14 protein-coding genes are annotated in these 17,942 nt (G+C 40.7%); 1 reads left to right on the top strand and 13 read right to left on the bottom strand.

The window, feature by feature from the left end; translation table 11 throughout:
- Positions 1–28: 28 nt before the first annotated feature.
- Positions 29–559, bottom strand: a complete 531-nt coding sequence (locus RDY04_RS02810) for a DUF5067 domain-containing protein (protein WP_303950623.1) — start codon at positions 557–559, stop codon at positions 29–31.
- 159 nt (positions 560–718) lie between these two features.
- On the opposite strand from RDY04_RS02810, the gene RDY04_RS02805 reads away from it, so the two are divergent.
- Positions 719–1,984: a PLP-dependent aminotransferase family protein gene (locus tag RDY04_RS02805; RefSeq protein ID WP_303950621.1), complete on the top strand. Its 1,266-nt coding sequence runs from the start codon at positions 719–721 to the stop codon at positions 1,982–1,984.
- 43 nt (positions 1,985–2,027) lie between these two features.
- On the opposite strand, the gene RDY04_RS02800 is transcribed toward RDY04_RS02805, so the two are convergent.
- The 12 genes from RDY04_RS02800 to cls form a co-directional block, all read right to left on the bottom strand.
- Positions 2,028–2,366, bottom strand: a complete 339-nt coding sequence (locus tag RDY04_RS02800) for an ATP cone domain-containing protein (RefSeq protein ID WP_303950619.1) — start codon at positions 2,364–2,366, stop codon at positions 2,028–2,030.
- Positions 2,367–2,456: 90 nt separating this feature from the next.
- Positions 2,457–3,038: a hypothetical protein gene (locus RDY04_RS02795; protein ID WP_303950617.1), complete on the bottom strand. Its 582-nt coding sequence runs from the start codon at positions 3,036–3,038 to the stop codon at positions 2,457–2,459.
- Positions 3,039–3,106: 68 nt separating this feature from the next.
- A complete protein-coding gene (gene pheT, locus RDY04_RS02790) occupies positions 3,107–5,515 on the bottom strand; it encodes a phenylalanine--tRNA ligase subunit beta (protein WP_303950614.1) in 2,409 nt (802 codons plus the stop codon).
- A gap of 364 nt (positions 5,516–5,879) precedes the next feature.
- Positions 5,880–6,398, bottom strand: a complete 519-nt coding sequence (locus tag RDY04_RS02785; protein WP_156209658.1) for an N-acetyltransferase — start codon at positions 6,396–6,398, stop codon at positions 5,880–5,882.
- 16 nt (positions 6,399–6,414) lie between these two features.
- Positions 6,415–7,458, bottom strand: coding sequence for a phenylalanine--tRNA ligase subunit alpha (pheS, locus tag RDY04_RS02780; protein ID WP_014633009.1), 1,044 nt, complete (start codon positions 7,456–7,458; stop codon positions 6,415–6,417).
- Positions 7,459–7,969: 511 nt separating this feature from the next.
- Positions 7,970–11,503, bottom strand: a complete 3,534-nt coding sequence (gene smc / locus RDY04_RS02775; protein ID WP_303950595.1) for a chromosome segregation protein SMC — start codon at positions 11,501–11,503, stop codon at positions 7,970–7,972.
- 2 nt (positions 11,504–11,505) lie between these two features.
- Positions 11,506–12,195, bottom strand: coding sequence for a ribonuclease III (rnc, locus tag RDY04_RS02770; RefSeq protein WP_295494272.1), 690 nt, complete (start codon positions 12,193–12,195; stop codon positions 11,506–11,508).
- A gap of 156 nt (positions 12,196–12,351) precedes the next feature.
- On the bottom strand, positions 12,352–13,287 hold the full coding sequence (gene dapA / locus RDY04_RS02765; protein WP_303950592.1) for a 4-hydroxy-tetrahydrodipicolinate synthase: 936 nt from the start codon (positions 13,285–13,287) through the stop codon (positions 12,352–12,354).
- A 334-nt stretch (positions 13,288–13,621) separates the two neighbouring features.
- Positions 13,622–14,698 (bottom strand): aspartate-semialdehyde dehydrogenase, encoded by a 1,077-nt coding sequence (locus tag RDY04_RS02760; RefSeq protein ID WP_303950589.1) that lies wholly within the window; start codon positions 14,696–14,698, stop codon positions 13,622–13,624.
- 296 nt (positions 14,699–14,994) lie between these two features.
- The gene (locus RDY04_RS02755) at positions 14,995–15,648 is read right to left on the bottom strand and encodes a DNA alkylation repair protein (RefSeq protein WP_303950586.1); all 654 of its coding nucleotides are present in this window, start codon (positions 15,646–15,648) and stop codon (positions 14,995–14,997) included.
- 137 nt (positions 15,649–15,785) lie between these two features.
- Positions 15,786–16,298 (bottom strand): GNAT family N-acetyltransferase, encoded by a 513-nt coding sequence (locus RDY04_RS02750; protein WP_303950648.1) that lies wholly within the window; start codon positions 16,296–16,298, stop codon positions 15,786–15,788.
- A 79-nt stretch (positions 16,299–16,377) separates the two neighbouring features.
- A complete protein-coding gene (gene cls / locus RDY04_RS02745) occupies positions 16,378–17,928 on the bottom strand; it encodes a cardiolipin synthase (protein WP_303950646.1) in 1,551 nt (516 codons plus the stop codon).
- Positions 17,929–17,942 lie beyond the last annotated feature (14 nt).

The following is a 17,942-nucleotide window of genomic DNA, read 5'->3' as shown; positions in this document are numbered from 1 at the left end:
ACACCACACATTCATGTGGTGATAAGACTTATTGAGCTTTTTTTTCAAAGTATTTGACAGGTGCCTTTTCAAGATTTTGTAGTGAAAGCTTGGCAGTCGCGTTAGCCTTAGTACCGTAATCAGAAAAATCAATGCTAAGTTCATGATCAAAATCTACAACGGCATAGTCAACAACGATTTCTTTAACTTCCTTAGGAGCAATCTTGGTTTTATTAGCAATCTTGTCTCTGTCATCATCTTTAGAGAAGACCATTGTCGCAACCTTCAATTCTTCCTTCTCCTGTTTAACATCGAGAACCACCTTCATCAAAAGAGTGTAGGCATTCATGGTTTCTTTACTTGAGTTGCTAAGTTTATAGTGAATACGTACAGCTTTCTGACCTTCTGGTGATTCGATTTTAGTTGCAGAAAGAACTTGTACGCTAGCATCTTGTCCCACAAATTGCATTTTGTTTTTATCGTATGTCCAAGTAGTCTCTTTATCCGGCGTACAGGCTGACAAACCAATAATGGTTAAGCAGGCAAGAGCGATAAGTCCTAAGACTTTCTTAAATGTCATTCTTACAATCTCCTTAAACTTGTTTAAAATAGGAATTTAGTATTTCCTAATAACCTTTTTATTATGTCAAAATCTAATAATCTTGTCAAATGTCTCCAGACATCTTGCTCTCAGAGAACAAATAGGGTAGAATAAGAAAAAATCTGTAAGGGGGCAGTTATGAGCATTTATCAAGAAATAGTTGAGACTATCACCAAAGATATCCAAAACGGTAATTTGGAGAAAGGAAGTAAATTACCATCTATTCGTCAGCTTAGCCAAACTCATGGTTGCAGTAAAGATACTGCTCAAAGAGCACTCTTGGAACTCAAGTATCAAAACTATATTTATGCCGTCCCCCAAAGTGGCTATTATGTTCTCGAGGGCGTCTCTAAATCCAACGATAAGGTTCTACTCAACCTTAATGACTATAATCAATTAGCCTACGAGGATTTTCGTCTTTGCTTAGATGAAAGTTTAGCAGGCCACCAACACTACCTCTTCAACTATTATCATGAGCAAGCTGGACTAAAAGAACTGGTTGAAGCATTAAAAAATCGCCTTGCATCTGACGACATTTATGTCAATTCAAATCAAATTGTCATTACTTCAGGAAGCCAACAGGCCCTCTATATCCTATCACAGATGGATTTCGGTAATGGTGCTCACAAAATTCTTTTGGAACAACCTACCTACCACCGTATGAACCAACTAGTCAATCGTCAAAATCTATCTTACGCGACGATTAACCGTGGTTTTGATGGTTTAGATTTTGACCGCTTGGAAGAGTACTTTAAGTCTGGTCAGTTTAAGTTTTTCTATACCATTAGTCGTTACTCTAATCCCCTTGGATTGAGCTACACTGCTAGTGAAAAAGAAAAACTGGCTCAACTAGCCAGTCAGTATAATGTTTATATCGTCGAGGATGACTATATGGGGGACTTTAGCGATAGTAAAAATCTACCAATTCACTACTACGATACCCAAAATCAGACCATTTATATCAAATCCTTTTCCATGGCACTTTTCCCTGGATTACGTTTGGGGAGTGTTGTCTTACCACCAAATCTCAGAGCTACCTTTTTGGCTCACAAAGGACTTATTGACTATGATACCAACCTCATCATGCAAAAAGCACTTTCAATTTATCTCGATAATGGTATGTTCAAAAAAAATATTAAAAAACTTAAAGACCTTTTTCAACAAAACATGGTTAAAAGTCAGAAAACTATCGAGAAAGCTAAGGTTTCCATTCCCTATCAGATTTCTCCTAGACACATTACCTGGAAGCTTCCAAAAGGGGTCTTATTAGATAATTTCAAAGCTCAGAAACAAATTCGCTTTTTAGAAACATCCTTTATAAGACCGACTTCTGAGACTTATATGCAAATAGTACATGGAAAAGAACTGAAGACTTTTTTAAAACTTTTGAAAATGACAGACTAAAAACTCAGACACACAAAAAAGCCATCAAAGCAATGGCTTTTTATTATTTAGTCTGTTCAAAGCGTAGGTGTACGATTACTTTGTCACCATAACCGTTACGCTCCAAATCTCGTTGCAAACGGTATGAAATATAATGCTCGGCAATATTGATAAAACCAGCTTCCATGAGACGATTTTCAACCAATGATTGAATCATGTTAATGGTTGGTCGTTCCACTTGAGCATCTTGTAGATCAAGTACTACTTTTTTAGTGACTTGAGCAAGGTTTTGACGCCAAGCATCATCAATAACATACACAGTCTGGGCTGCTTTTAAGATGGCTTGGTAGATTTTATCAGGATCAAATTCAGCAACTTGACCATTACGTTTAATAATTTGCATGGCTACCCTCTTTTCAAGTTTTTTCTTTTATTATGCAAAGAATTTACATATTTGTCAAGTGCAAGTCACTGAAAGAGCTATTCGGACTGCTTATTCCCAGAATTTAGCAATGTAAAGTGGTTTGCCATGTCTATCAAAGGATAGAGTTGAGGGATAGGACATTGACTGATTATGTCGAATATGATTAGCAATTCTTTTATCGCCGTTTATCAGGTGAATGTCATAAGTCTGCCCGTCAGAACTTTCAAAGTGAGCATTAATCCTAGCACTACTCGTTTTAGACCCAACATGACTAATATCTATTTGTTCAACTTTGCCATCAATGGTTTTAGCTATAGGTCCTCCATAATCCTTGTAAATAGTAACGGTAGCTAAAACATCCTCAACCAAAACATAGGTCATTCCGAAAATAAACAGATAAACTATTGGGATGACAATGAAAGATAATTTACTTTGACAAAACCTTTCTTTATGCCAAGCCCAGATATCTTGAGGTGACATGATTAAAAACTTCTTAACATTCTGATGAACGAGTAACCTATATACTAACACTAAAAATGTTAATTGCCCCAAGGGATAGGCAAAACTGGGTAAGCCATCAATAAGTACATTGACTTTATCAGATTCAAAAGTGTAATGTCCCCACACCCCGTTAAAGAACTCTAAAAACAAATTATCTCCTCTATGTAATATCGTCTAATAACTTAAAAATCCATCTTCTCAGATGGATTTTCTAACTATTAACGTACTTCTGCTTTAACTTTTTCAGTGAGAGCTTTAGTAATTTTTTCCATGTATTTGGCAACTTCTTCGTCTGTGAGGTTGTCATTTGGATTTTGGAAGGTAAGGCTATAAGCCATTGATTTCATACCTGCACCAAGTTTTTCACCTGCGTAAACATCGAAGAGTTTAACGGCAACCAAGCGTTTGACTCCTGCAAAGTAGATAGCATCCAGAACTTCTTGATGAGTGATTTCTGCCTTGAGAAGAAGGGCGATATCACGTGATACTGCAGGGAATTTTGTGATTTCAACAAATGGTTGATCTGGTTGCAAGGCAGCTTCTACAGCACTAAGGTTAATTTCAGCCACATAAGTCTCAGGAATGCCATAGTTTTTGGCAGTTTGTGGGTGAACTTGACCAAGGAATCCAATAGTTTGACCATCAAGTACAATAGCAGCTGTACGACCTGGGTGCATACTTGCGAGATCTTTTGTCGCTACATAGTCAACTGAAACTTCAAGTTTATCAAAGAGTGCTTCAACAATACCTTTTGCATAGAAGAAATCAACTGGTGTTGCTTTGGTTTGGAAATCTTTTTCAGCTACAAGACCAGAAATAGCGAAGGCAAAGGTATTGATTTCATTTGGCAATTCCTCTTTTGGATTACCCTTTTGTTCAAAGACCTTACCGATTTCGTAAATAGCAACGTTACTATTCTTACGGTTGACGTTGTAAGCAACGGTATCAAGCATACCAGAGACCATGTTCTGACGGAGGGCTGAGCGATCAACAGTCATTGGCCACATCAACTCAGTCAAATTACTTGGTGTCACAGCAAATTCAACAGCTTTTTCAGGTGTTGTCAAAGCATATGAGATGATTTCAGTCAATCCAGCACCTTCAGCAATGGTACGAACCTTACGGCGAAGTACTTGTGTTTCAGTCAATTCACCGGCTGTCCCTGCTGCTTCTGGAAGTGTCGTAGGCAATTTTTCATAGCCATAGATACGTGCAATTTCCTCTACCAAGTCTGCTTGGATACTGATATCCCAACGACGACGTGGTACAGATACTGTGAATTTATCGGCATCACCTGTCAATCCAAAACCAAGTTTCGCAAAGACATCTTCAATATCTGCAAAAGTCAATTCTGTACCAAGGCGAACATTCACATAGTCAAGACTTGTAGAAACTTGAACTGGCTCTGTATCAACTGAACCTGCTTGAACACGGCCTGCAAGAACAGTACCATTTGCCAATTCTTGCAACATAGCTGCTGCAAAATCAAGCGCTTCAAGGACAGTATCGTTATTGATACCTTTTTCAAAACGTGATGATGATTCTGAACGAAGGTTAAGACGGCTGCTCGTCTTACGAACAGATTTGCCATCAAAAATAGCAGCTTCAAGAACAACGTTTTTAGAATTGTTGTCAATTTCAGTTGAAGCGCCACCCATAACACCTGCTAGGGCAACTGGTTTGTCAGCAACTGTAATAACAATATCTTCAGTAGTCAATTCACGTTCTTCACCATCGAGAGTCACCAATTTTTCCCCCTCACGGGCATCACGGGCAACGATTCGTGAATCTTCAAATTTGTCCAAATCAAAGGCGTGCATTGGTTGTCCAAAGTAAAGAAGAACATAGTTTGTCACATCTACTACGTTGTTAATTGGACGAATACCAGCATTCATGAGAAGGTTTTGCAGCCATTGTGGACTTGGTTGAACAGTAACATTCTCAACCACACGGCTAGCATAAGTAGCCACTTTATCGCTTTCGATAGCTACTGAAATCTTATCAGAAGCTGGTTTGCTGTCTTCAGTAACTGTTTTTTCTGGGAAATGAACAGATTTACCATAGATTGCAGCAACTTCATGAGCCACACCACGCATAGAAAGAGCATCGGCACGGTTAGGTGTGATTGACAATTCGATAATTTCGTCATCAAGGTCGAGATATGGGAAAATGCTATCTCCAGGTACAGCATCTTCAGGCAAAATTTGGATACCATCCGCAAATTCTTTAGGAATAATGTTATCTGGAAGTCCAAGTTCTGCCAAAGAACAGATCATACCGAGAGATTCCATGCCTCGAATCTTCCCTTTTTTAATTTTGTAATTGTCTGCAATTCGGGCACCAGGAATGGCAACAATTACCTTGATTCCAGCAGTGACATTTGGAGCACCACATACAATTTGACGTGGACCTTCAGCATCTCCTGTATCTACTTGACACAAGTGTAAGTGTGTTTCAGGCACATCTTCACATGTCAAGACATGACCAACAACCAATTTAGACAAGCCTTCAGCAGGTGTCTCAACACCTTCCACTTCAATACCTGTCGTCGACATTTTTTCAGCGAGTTCAGCAGTGGTAACATCCACATCAACCAACTCTTTTAACCATTTATAACTAACTAGCATAATTATGATACCAAGCCCGTTAATAGCTCTCCGCAAAAATAGGAAAGGCAACGTTGGTGCATCAGCACCTAGGCGACTTTATCTTTTTTGCCCAGAGCTTAGGGTGGGTTCAAATCCTTTCTGTATGATTAGGAACAAAACATTCAGATTTAAAAACAACTAATCTCGAACTTTGAGGTCGTATTCAAATCCTTTCTGTAAAATTATCAGCTTAACTGATAAATGTAAAAAGAACTTCAACCACTCTTAGGGCGGGTTCAAATCCTTTCTGTAATTTAGGAATATGTATATCTGATATAAGAGGAAGACGAACTAACACGTTTAATCGTCTTATCAAATCCTCTCAATCAACTTAATAATCGGTTTATAGTTTTAATTTAAACAACCAGTCTCGGTCTACTTTTCCATCACCAACTAGAAAATCGTGTTCTGCGAATTTTTCGAAGCCATATTTGTCGTAAAATATCTGTGCTTTGAAATTCCTTTCCCAAACACCCAACCAGGCCCAATCACAACCTAAATCACGAGCTTCTTGTAGGGCAAATTCAAAGAGTTGCTTACCCAAGCCCATGCCTTGGAAGGCCTGACTGATATAAATACGTTGAATTTGAAAGGCATTATCCAAGTGCTGCTCTGTTTGAGCAGAACCTACATTAGTCTTTAGAAAACCTGCCTTTTCACCATCAACGAGAATGAAAAAGTAACGCGATTCTTCATGAGTGATTTCATCTAAGAGAACTTCCTCAGAAAGTGCGGTGTCAAAGTAACCTTGCAACTGGGCTTCGGTATTATCATGAGCAAAAGTCTCTCTAAAGGTATCTTCGGAGATAACTTTTAATTCTGCTACTTCTTCCGGAAGAACCTTACGAATAACGACTGACATGACAACCTCCTAAACCTTATTTAAACTGTTCTGAGAAGCGAACATCTCCTTGGTAGAAACCACGAATGTCGTTGATACCATAACGAAGCATGGCAATACGTTCTTGACCAAGACCGAAGGCGAAACCTGAGTATTCTTCAGAATCAACGCCTGACATCTCAAGCACTTGTGGGTGAACCATACCAGCACCGAGGATCTCGATCCAACCTGTCTTCTTACATACGTTACATCCTTTACCACCACACTTGAAGCATGACACGTCAACTTCAACTGAAGGCTCAGTGAATGGGAAGTAAGAAGGACGCAAACGGATTTGACGTTCTGCACCAAACATTTTTTGGATAATCATTTCAAGCGTTCCCTTAAGATCACCCATTGAAATGTTTTTACCAACGACCAAACCTTCGATTTGGTGGAACTGGTGACTGTGAGTCGCATCATCTGTATCACGACGGAAAACACGTCCTGGTGAGATCATCTTAAGTGGACCTTTAGAAAAATCGTGTTTATCAAGTGTACGAGCTTGGACAGGACTTGTGTGAGTACGAAGCAAAATTTCTTCAGTAATGTAGAAGGTATCTTGCATGTCACGGGCTGGGTGGTCTTTAGGCAAGTTCATACGTTCAAAGTTATAATAGTCAGTCTCAACTTCAAACCCATCAACGATTTGGAAGCCCATTCCCAAGAAAATGTCTTCGATTTCTTCAGCTGTTTGGCTAAGAATATGACGGTTACCGAGTTTAACTTGGCGTCCTGGAAGGGTTACGTCAAGACTTTCAGAGTCAAGTTGGGCTTGAATTTTAGCGGCTTCAACAATTTTAGCGGCTTCATCAAAAGCTTCAGTCAAAACGTCACGAACTTCGTTGACCATTTTACCAACTTTAGGGCGTTCTTCATTAGGAAGGTCTTTAAGCCCCTTCAAAAGATCTGTCAAAGAGCCCTTTTTACCCAAAACTGCAACACGCAATTCTTGTAATTCTTTAGAGTGTTCACCACGCATTTCAGCCAATTTAGCCTGTGTTGAGGTTTTCAACTCTTGCAATTGTGTTTGTAAATCCATGAGATTCCTTTCTGATGTAACAATTTCGAATCGCAAACAAAAAACCACATGCCAAAACTCCAACCCGGAGCGTTGACACGCGGTACCATCCGTTTTTTATCTGGTTACCCAGACCTTGATTCGTCAGTCGTTTTCATGAGTGAATTCGCCGAACTTCCCTTGAGGAGGCTTCCAGTCCATGGCCCCCAATCCCTGTCAATTTCCATAAGGTTACTAGTCTCTACGACTTCTATTTAATTACCACCATTCTATCAAAAATTAGTTGTGCTTTCAAGTGCCTACAGTTACGTCAATTCAATAAGGTATTTTTGAAACTATTCTTTTTGGAGAAATCATTCAAGTAATGGTCAATGCCCGTATCAAATAAGCCTAGTCTCAAACTGAAAAAGATGAGCAGTAAAATAGACGCGGCAACCTTATTTTTTTCTGAAAGTCATTTCAATTTTTTGAGACTATGAAAAAAGATAGTGATAAAGCTATCAACTATCTTTCATGAAAATATAATCTATTTTTAGTCTAAATCAAGGTCTTTCAGTTTGACCGAAACGATTTTCGAGACACCAGATTCCTGCATGGTCACCCCATAAATAGAGTCTGCTGCTGACATGGTTCCCTTACGGTGGGTAACCACAATAAATTGACTAGACTTGTCAAAACGATTAAGGTAGTCCCCGAAGCGTTTAACATTGGCTTCATCCAAAGCCGCTTCTACTTCGTCTAGGATAACAAAAGGTATAGTCTTAACACGAATGATGGCAAAGAGAAGAGCCAAAGCTGACAAGGCCTTTTCACCGCCTGACATAAGGTTAAGTGATTGAATTTTCTTACCTGGTGGCTGCACAGAAATTTCTACCCCAGCCTCTAGGAGATTGTCTGAGGTCAAAATCAAGTCGGCAGAACCTCCACCAAACATCTGGGTAAAGGTCTGTTTAAAGCTTTCTCGGATAGCCTCAAAAGTTGCTTTAAAGCGTGATTTCACTTCATCATCCATGTCATTTATGGTATTCAGAAGGAGACTCTTAGCTTCGAGCAAATCATCCTTTTGTCCGTTCAAGAAATCAAGACGTTGCTTAACCTCTTCAAATTGGGCAATAGCATCTACATTGACCGGACCCAAAGCTTTAATCGAACGCTCAAGACCTTGCAGATTCTGGCGAGTTTGTTCGACATTGTCAAGAGGACTAGCCTGACCTTTGGCGACTTCAAGTGTCATCTGGTAATCTTCAGCCAATTGAGTCGCAAACTTACGAAGTGATTGACTAATCTGACTTTCACGCTCTTCCAGGCGAGTCTGCTGACGAATCAAATCCTCATTACGATTGCCAGCTTTAGCCAAACGCTCCTCCAAGTCTTCCAACTGACCTTCGTAATCTTGCACCTGAATCTTGGCACGGACAAGAGCTTGTTCCAAATCGTCCTTACGTTGGACAGCTTCTTTATGCTGTGCTTGCAAATGCGGAAGACGGTCAGTTTGGTCATCATTGACCTGATTATTAAGGAGCGCTTTAAGACTATCCGATTCCTTCATTAACTCAGACAAGTCGGCTTGAAGACGATTGCTCTCTGTCTTAGCAAAACGCAATTCTGCTTGCAATTCACGTTCCTTCAAATGAAGTTCAGATTGCTTGTCTAAGAGAACCTGTTTTTGTTGGCCAAGTGCGTCTTTGTCTTCCTTAATAGCCTCAATACGGTCGTTAATGGCCTCACGCTTAGATGCAATTTGTGCTAACTCTGCTTTAAGTTGTTCAGCCTTATCTTGAAGATTTGCCCCATCAGTTCCCTGAGAATCCTGTTTGAAACTATCCACGAGAGCCTGATTTTTCGCCACCTCTGACAAGGCTTGTTGGTGTTCTAAGCCTAGTTTTTGCTCCTGAAGACGAGCATTTTCACCATCTATCTTAAGGTCTTCTATCTCTTTCTGTAGAGCCTTACGTTTGATTTGGAGGGCTTCAACTTTGGCTTCACTATCACTTAATTGAGCCTTAATCTGGTTAATTTCAGCAGTCAATGCATCCAGTTCAGGCTTGATAAAGAGACTATTATTTTGCTTATTAGCACCACCTGCAAAGGCACCACCGGGACGGATCTCAGACCCGTCAAGAGTAACCATACGTACCTGGAAACGAACAGCTCGAGCAGCCTTATTAGCATTGTCAATGGTATCAAAGATTGCCGTTACCCCTAAGAGGTTTTGGAAAATATTAGATAAGCGATCCTCATAGGTAACCAAATCGGAAGCCATACCAATAAAACCTGGTGCATTGGCAAGACTTTGAGCAAATTGTCCATTAAGTTGACGTGGTTTAATTGTGGTCAACGGCAAAAACGTCGCACGACCCTGACGATTGCGCTTCAAGTAGTCAATCGAACGCTTAGCAGCCGCTTCGTCCTCAACAATAATATTTTGCCCACTAGCCCCCATAGCGATTTCAAGAGCCGTCTGATAGCGCGTATCGAAGGTCAAGTGTTCACTGACAGCACCAATAATTCCCTGAATGGATTGGGCATTTTGAAGGACAGCCTTAACCCCTGCATAGAAATTACTATGATTTTTTTGGATAGACTCTAAACTTTGACGACGGGCATCTTTACTCTTAAGGTGATCCATGAGGTCAAACATCTGCTTTTGAGCCTCTTGATAGTCCTTATCAATAGTTTGATAAGCCTGAGCCTTTTCTTTGTAGTTAGCTAGGAGACTTTGAAGACTCTCTTGGGCCGCTTGATAAGCTTTTTGGGCTTCGCTAGCTATTTCCTGAGCGGAGAGCAAGTCTGCCTGAGCTTGTTTATATTCTTCAGCTTGAGCTTCCAATGCTTGAGTCTGACTATCCATGTCGTGGGTGACCTGAGTCAAACTGTTGGAAACCTTGGCTTCCTCCTGCATCAGACCAACATAGTCCTCACGTAAACGTTCAATAAGCGTATCTGGATCATCAGAAAATTGCTCCAAATCTTTTTGAATGGCAGTCAGCTCCTGAGCAATAGTATTCAATTCAGCATTCAATTCAACTTGGCCTTGATTAACCTTATCGAGTGATGCCTGAGCTTCTGCTTTCAAACTCTCTAACTCACCGAGACGAGCTTCAGTTTCCTCTTTTTTCTCTGAACGCTGCTGACTCTCCATGGTATAAAGATCAATTTGACGATCAAAGTCACTAATAAGACGTGTGACATCCACCAAAGTTTGTTGGTCAGAAGAAATTTGTTCTGAAATTTGATGACGTTTCTGCTTGAGTTCTTGGTTCTCAGTCTCTAGGCGATGGCGTTCCTCATAATAGCTGGTTAATTTTTCCTTGACCTCTGCCAAATCCTCTTGGGTCTGGCTCAACTCAGACTTACCAACTTCAATATCGTGGACCAAAAGATTAAGCTGAGTCTGTCTACGTTCCTCATCTAATTCTAAATAACGTTTGGCAGTCGCAGCTTGCTTTTCAAGTGGTTTAACCTGACCGTCCAGCTCGTAGATGATATCTTCCAAACGATCAAGGTTATCCTGAGTTTGATTAAGCTTGCTCTCCGTTTCTTTCTTACGTGTCTTATATTTGAGAACCCCTGCTGCTTCTTCGAAAATAGAACGGCGTTCTTCAGGTTTGGCATTAAAAATAGCCTCAACACGACCTTGGGAAATAATGGAAAAAGAATCACGCCCCAGACCAGTATCCATGAAGAGGTCATGAATATCACGCAGACGAACCTTGCGACCATCAATCAAGTAATCGTTGTCACCGTTTCGATAAATGTGACGCTCCACACGAATGGTTTCACCAGCACCCGCGATAAAGCCATCACTGTTATCAAGAGTGACTGCCACTTCCGCATAGTTGAGAGCCTTACGAACCTCTGTCCCTGCAAAAATAACGTCAGGCATCTTGCCTCCACGCAAACTCTTGGCAGAGGATTCACCCAGTGCCCAGCGTAGACTCTCTGTAATATTTGATTTTCCCGATCCATTTGGACCTACAACGGCTGTTACTCCCTTGTCAAAGACGACTTGCGTCTTGTCCGCAAAGGATTTAAAGCCCTGCATTTCAATTGATTTCAAATACATGCTTAATTTCCTAGTTGTTCAAGGGCAGCCTTGGCTGCTGCCTGTTCAGCTAATTTCTTAGATTTTCCAAGACCTGTGCTGAGCTCCTTACCATCAACAGCTACCTGCATAGTAAATTCTTTGGCATGAGCTGGTCCAGACTCATCAATAACGGTATAAGTAATATCAACCGTACCATTGACCTGAAGACGCTCTTGCAAGGCTGTCTTATAGTCTGTTACACGGTCAAAGTTCCCCTGTTCAACCTGAGGAATCATGACCTGATTCAAGAATTTCTCAACAGCAGGCAACCCTTGATCCAGATAAAGGGCACCGAGGAAGGCCTCCCAGAGGTCACCAAGAATAGTGGCACGCTCACGGCCACCAGATTTTTCTTCCCCTTTACCAAGACGAATATACTGCTCGAAACCGCAAGCCTTTGTAAAGCCTGCCAAACTCTCTTCACGAACGATAGTACTACGCATCTTAGACATTTCCCCCTCTGGCTTGTTAGGGTAGCGTTTGTAAAGATAAACAGAAATGACTAGTTGCAGAGCCGCGTCTCCTAAAAATTCCAAACGTTCATTATGTGAAATGTTTAGGAGGCGGTGCTCATTGGCATATGAGGTATGTGTAAATGCAGTTTCTAAGAGATCCTTTTGGTTAAAAACAATACCAAAGTCCTGCTCAAGTTTTTGTTCAAGTTGATTCATAAAACTTCCTTTCTATTTAAACACACTAACTACAATTATATCAAAAAAAGCAGATTTTCATGATGGAAAACTGCTTTTAGAGCCTATATTTGCTGATTTAGTGACAATTACACTATTGCACTAAAAAAGCTGAGCATTATACTCAACTTCATTTTCTTAATAATCTGGACGAACGACACCTGTAACTGTCTCACGTGTTGCTTCAACATCTTCTTCAAGGACAACCTTGATGATACGTTTAGCCTCTTCTGAAGTACATGCAACTAATGGCAAACGAAGTGGTCCAACTTCGAAACCAAGATGGTTTAGAACAGCCTTGACAGGGGCAGGACTTGGTACTGAGAAGAGAGCGTTAACTTTAGGAATGAATTTACGTTGGATAGCTGCTGCTGTTTTGAGGTCACTATTTTCAATAGCTTCAAGCATGGCATGCATCTCATCACCATTTGTATGAGAGGCTACTGAGATAACACCATTAGCTCCAAGGTTCATTGCGTGGAAGGCATCTCCATCTTCACCGGTATAAATCAAGAAATCTTCAGGTTTATGTTCGATAAGGTAGGCCATGTTGGCAAGACTGGTACATTCTTTAACACCAATGATATTTGGATGTTCAGCCAAACGAAGCATGGTATCAGGAGCCATTTCAACAACCACACGACCAGGGATATTATAGATGATAATTGGCAAATCAGAAGCATCCGCAATGGCTTTGAAGTGTTGGTACATACCTTCTTGTGATGGCTTGTTGTAGTAAGGCACGATAGCAAGACCAGCTGCAAAACCACCAAATTTGGCAACTTCTTTAGCAAACTCGATAGAGTCGCGTGTATCGTTGGTACCGACACCAGCAATCAATGGCACACGTCCATTAACAATTTTCTGAACAGCTGCAAAGAGTTCCAACTCCTCATCGTGAGTAAGTGTTGGACTTTCAGCCGTTGTTCCCGCCAAAAGAAGAGCTTCTGTATGGTGAGCCAAAAGATGCTCAATCAATTCTGGAAGGGCATCATAATTGATTGAGCCATCTTCGTGGAAAGGTGTAATAAGGGCTGTGATCAGTTTGACATCTCTTAATTGATCAATTGACATAATATTCTCCTTCAACCGTTTTCTAATCCTTTCCATTTTACCATAATTTTGACCAGACAGACAGATAAGTTGACAATTTTCTGAAAACATGAGGACTGATTGTTTCAATTTGATGACCAATAAACAAAAAAACAGAGAGAAATCTCTCTGCTTTATAGGATTCAGATTAATTTTAGTATTTAAATACAACACTAATTCCTTACTGATTCCTGAATCATAACGCAGTGGTTGATTGGAACTACTTATGTCTACAACATTCGTACTTCCTAATCAACTGTGCGGGGGCGAAACTACGAAATCAAACTCTTCGAGTTACTGCTTTCTGCTTCGCTTCCTATTTCAATTCAAATTTCAATTCTGAAGTTGGACGAACCAAACCACGTTCGTGGAGTGTTTCTGCGATTTGGACTGAGTTCCAAGCGGCACCTTTAAGGAGGTTGTCTGAAACAACCCACATGTGGATCCCTTTTTCAGCATCCAAGTCTTTACGGATACGTCCGACAAATGTATCACGTGAACCTACAGCATTAACGGCTTGTGGGTAGACTTGGTTAGCAACGTCGTCTTCAAGGACTGCACCTGGGAATGCTGCAATAGCAGCTTTCACTTCGTCAATTGGTGCCACTTCTTTTGTTTCAATGTAGACTGACTCTGAGTGAGCTGACAAGACTGGAATTCGCACACATGTTGCTGATACAGCAATGCTATCGTCTTCCATGATTTTCTTAGTTTCGTTTGTCATCTTCATTTCTTCGTAAGTATAGTCGTTTTCAGTGAAGACGTCGATTTGAGCCAAGGCGTTGAAGGCGATTGGGTAGTGTTTCTTATCACCACCACATGGCAAGATTTCAGCTTTAACATCACGTGGGTTAACGCCGTCATTCAAAACTTCTTTCAACTCACGTTGTGTTTCAAGAATAGCTCCCATACCAGCACCTGAAACAGCTTGATAAGTTGACACGATGATACGGTCCAAGCCCCATTTTTGACGCACTGGCTCAAGGGCAACCATCATTTGAATCGTTGAACAGTTAGGGCAAGCGATAATACCGTTGTGAGCATCAAGCGCATGTGCATTGACCTCAGGTACAACCAATGGTACATCTGGGTTTTGACGGAAGTAAGATGTATTATCAACGACTACTGCACCAGCTTTAACAGCGTATGGTGCATATTTAGCAGAGGTAGATCCACCAGCTGAGAAAAGTGCAATATCTACACCTTCAAATGCGTCTTCAGTCGTTTCCTCGATGGTCACATCTTGACCTTTAAATTGCAAAACTTTCCCTGCAGAACGTGCAGACGCAAGGTAGCGAATGTTATCGATTGGAAGTGTTGATTCTTCCAACATTTTGATCATTTGAGCACCAACGGCACCTGTAGCACCGACAACAGCAACTGTGTATCCCATAGTAAAACCTCTTTCGGAATTTTCTATCAATTTAGTTTAGTGAATCTATTATACTACGTTTAAGCCCAGTTGAAAAGGGTTAAACCGTCAAGAATAAAGAAAAAATCCCCTACCAAATGGTAAGGGATAGGAGGCATCTTTCGATGAGAGTAGCAGGTTCACACAACTACTCAAGGTCCGCTCCTGCGTTACAATCTAATGTAGACCTCCTCAGCGCAAAAGGCTCCAAAGAGCCAATCGACTCATCGCATGTTTCTATTCTAGCATATTGAACGCCAGAGTCAAGCTCTTGAGTTCTATAAATACTTACTTCCCTCACGAATGCTAAGAGATGCCATTTGACTAGCATGTTGATCAATAAAAGCTCGAACCCAATCAGGATTTACCTTTGAGTAATTGCGCAAACTCCAACCGATAGCCTTGTTGATGAAAAACTCAGTCTGACCAAAGTTGTTACAGATAACCTCAGCTAAGAGGTTTGTATCAGTCAATTCTTTACGCATAAGCTGGTGGTCGATGGCAATACGTCTCAACCAAAAATCCTCATCCAGACTCCATTGACGCATGATATTCTTGGTTTCTGGGTAGTGGAAAGTAATCTCCCCGATGATACGGTCCAACTGATCTATACTGTCCCACCATGATCTGGTTTGAGCCAATTCCTTCAGCTTTGGAAAATCTTCAGGTCTAAGCTCCTTCTTCTTTTTATCCAGATAATCCATAGCAATATATTGAAACTCACGGTAAGGTTTCTGCCAACACTCTTCCACAAAAGTCCAATCAATTGGATCCTTTATGGAAAGCTTAAAAAACTCTCTTTCAATCTTTTTGAGAATTGGTTTTTGAACGCCAAGAAAGCTGAATTTATTTTTCATATAAGCTTCCATAGCTGGGACTTTCGCTGGATCAGCTTGGTCTTCTAACAGTTTCAAAAGAATTTTTGTATCCATATGAGTACTCCTCTTCTACAATAAACTGTAAGCACATTGTGAGTATCTGCCTGCATTGAGCAATTTATTCTAGTTTCATTTTAACATAAGTAAAAGGCAGAAATAATTAGCCATTGTAGTTTAGGCTCGGCAAGCTTCTACTGTATTTTCCTGACAGGACCATCTATGGTCTTTTGCATCCAAACAATATCGTGCCATCGATCAAACTTGTAACCTACTTTTGGAAAATGGGCAACTTGAACATAACCACGTTTTTCATGCATGGCAATACTAGCCTCGTTAGGAACTGCAATGCAGGCTAGGAAACGTAAGAAGCCTCGTTTTTCAAGTTCCTCCTCTAGGGCATCATAGAGCTGGCTTCCCAAACCTCGACCACGTGCATCTTCATGAAGATAAATAGATAACTCTGTCGTCCAATCATAGGCTGTACGAGCATAATAAGTTGAAGCATAAGCATAGCCTAAAACTTGGCCATCCTCTTCTGCTACTAAATAGGGATAGTTTTCTAGCGTCTTACTGATGCGTTTTTCAAACTCTTGAACACTGGGAACCTCATATTCAAAGGTTATGGCTGTCTTCTCAACATAAGGTGCATAGATGGTCTGGATAGCTTGTGCATCTGACAAGCTGGCTGGACGAATGGTTAACATCATTTTCTCCTTTGACTTCATTATCTTTATTTTAAACTATAAAAAAGAGGGCTCAACCCTCTTCTAACAAGTCTTGTCACTACATCAATGGCGCAACTAATCTGATCAATAAGCCCAAGCACTTCTGGTGGAATGGTCGATTTTTAACATCAGCCATACTGACTCGGTGACACTTGGCCATTGTCTCTTGGAAATCTTCCTCAATACCAACCACTGATGACGTCCTGTAAAGATAGGTCGCACACTCAAAATGATGATATAGACTTCGGTAATCTAAATTAATCGTTCCAACAACAGCCCGACTATTGTCACTCACAAAGACCTTGGCATGAATAAATCCAGGTGTGTACTCATAGATTTTAACGCCAGAGGCTAGCAGTGTTGGGTAGTAAGTCTTAGCTAGGTAGTAAGCTGACTTTTTATCAGGAATACCAGGCATGATGATACAGACATCTACCCCACGCTCAGCCGCAAACTTCAAAGCATGCAGTAACTCACCATCTAAAATAAGATAAGGTGTCATGATATGGACAAAATCACGCGCATGGTTAAGAATATCAATATAGACATTCTCACCAACCTTATCCTTGTCCAATGGAATATCTCCATAAGGAACAACAAAACCAGGAGTATCAAAGGCCTCATGTTCAACCATATAGGGTGTCACATCCAGTGTTTCATGAGAGTAAGTCCACATCTGAAGGAAGAGAACTAAGAAAGTATCGACTGCTGGCCCCTCAACCATAAGTGCAGTATCTTTCCAATGGCCAAAACGCACAATTTTGTTGATGTACTCATCAGCTAGATTAACCCCACCTGTAAAAGCAACCTTACCATCAATCAGCAAGATTTTTCTATGGTCACGATAGTTGTAATAGGTCGACAAGAAAGGCGTTACAGAGGCAAAAACACGAGATTGAATCCCAATTCTCTCCAAACGTTTCTTATAGTCGAAACTTAAGGTTGAAAATTCATTCATTCCGTCATATAGGACTCGCACTTCCACCCCTTCTTGAACCTTTTGTTTCAAGATTGCTAAGATTTCACCCCACATCTCCCCTTCATCAATGATGAAATATTCCAAGAAAATGTACTTCTCTGCTTTAAGGAGTTGCTTCTTCATTTCCTCAAACTTGGCTTCACCACTCTGAAAATAGGTCGTCTTCGTGTGACGATAGACAGGAAAATTCCCGTTTATATTTTCAAGATACTGAACCAAGTTGTAGTTGCTCGTGTGACGTTGCTTAAGCTCTTCGAGGGCCTGATTATCTTGTTTAAGAATACCAGAACTGCGATCAATATTGCTCTGAATCGCACGCTTCATCCCTGTATAGCCCAGATCTAGTTTTGTATAAGCCAGGAGCAAGGTTCCAATAATAGGAAAAGGCAATACAATCAGGAGCCATGTATTGACGGCTGTTGATTCCATATCACTTTGGAAAAGATAAATAACGGCCAGAATACGAAGTATGACTTCTGTTACTTGCAGGTGTATCCTATATTGACGCAACCATAGATAAGAAACGGCCACAACAACAAGCTGCAGTAAAATGATTAAGAAGATAATCGTAGCACGACTAAAGATTCCACGAAGAAAGCCGCGACGACTCTTATCATAAAGACGTTCAATTTTAGCTTCGTTTT

It is taken from the genome of uncultured Streptococcus sp., assembly GCF_902463925.1.
GTDB lineage: Bacteria > Bacillota > Bacilli > Lactobacillales > Streptococcaceae > Streptococcus.
The sequence above is the reverse complement of the archived record's forward strand: the minus strand, read 5'-3'. Positions and strand labels throughout refer to the sequence as shown.

Bases quoted from the DNA above. Each gene is read 5' to 3' on its own strand.
- RDY04_RS02755 (WP_303950586.1), bottom strand. From the start codon at position 15,648: ATGGATACAAAAATTCTTTTGAAACTGTTAGAAGACCAAGCTGATCCA.
- rnc (WP_295494272.1), bottom strand. From the start codon at position 12,195: ATGAATCAACTTGAACAAAAACTTGAGCAGGACTTTGGTATTGTTTTT.
- smc (WP_303950595.1), bottom strand. From the start codon at position 11,503: ATGTATTTGAAATCAATTGAAATGCAGGGCTTTAAATCCTTTGCGGAC.
- RDY04_RS02805 (WP_303950621.1), top strand. From the start codon at position 719: ATGAGCATTTATCAAGAAATAGTTGAGACTATCACCAAAGATATCCAA.
- RDY04_RS02785 (WP_156209658.1), bottom strand. From the start codon at position 6,398: ATGTCAGTCGTTATTCGTAAGGTTCTTCCGGAAGAAGTAGCAGAATTA.
- pheT (WP_303950614.1), bottom strand. From the start codon at position 5,515: ATGCTAGTTAGTTATAAATGGTTAAAAGAGTTGGTTGATGTGGATGTT.
- pheS (WP_014633009.1), bottom strand. From the start codon at position 7,458: ATGGATTTACAAACACAATTGCAAGAGTTGAAAACCTCAACACAGGCT.
- dapA (WP_303950592.1), bottom strand. From the start codon at position 13,287: ATGTCAATTGATCAATTAAGAGATGTCAAACTGATCACAGCCCTTATT.
- RDY04_RS02750 (WP_303950648.1), bottom strand. From the start codon at position 16,298: ATGTTAACCATTCGTCCAGCCAGCTTGTCAGATGCACAAGCTATCCAG.
- RDY04_RS02800 (WP_303950619.1), bottom strand. From the start codon at position 2,366: ATGCAAATTATTAAACGTAATGGTCAAGTTGCTGAATTTGATCCTGAT.
- RDY04_RS02760 (WP_303950589.1), bottom strand. From the start codon at position 14,698: ATGGGATACACAGTTGCTGTTGTCGGTGCTACAGGTGCCGTTGGTGCT.
- RDY04_RS02810 (WP_303950623.1), bottom strand. From the start codon at position 559: ATGACATTTAAGAAAGTCTTAGGACTTATCGCTCTTGCCTGCTTAACC.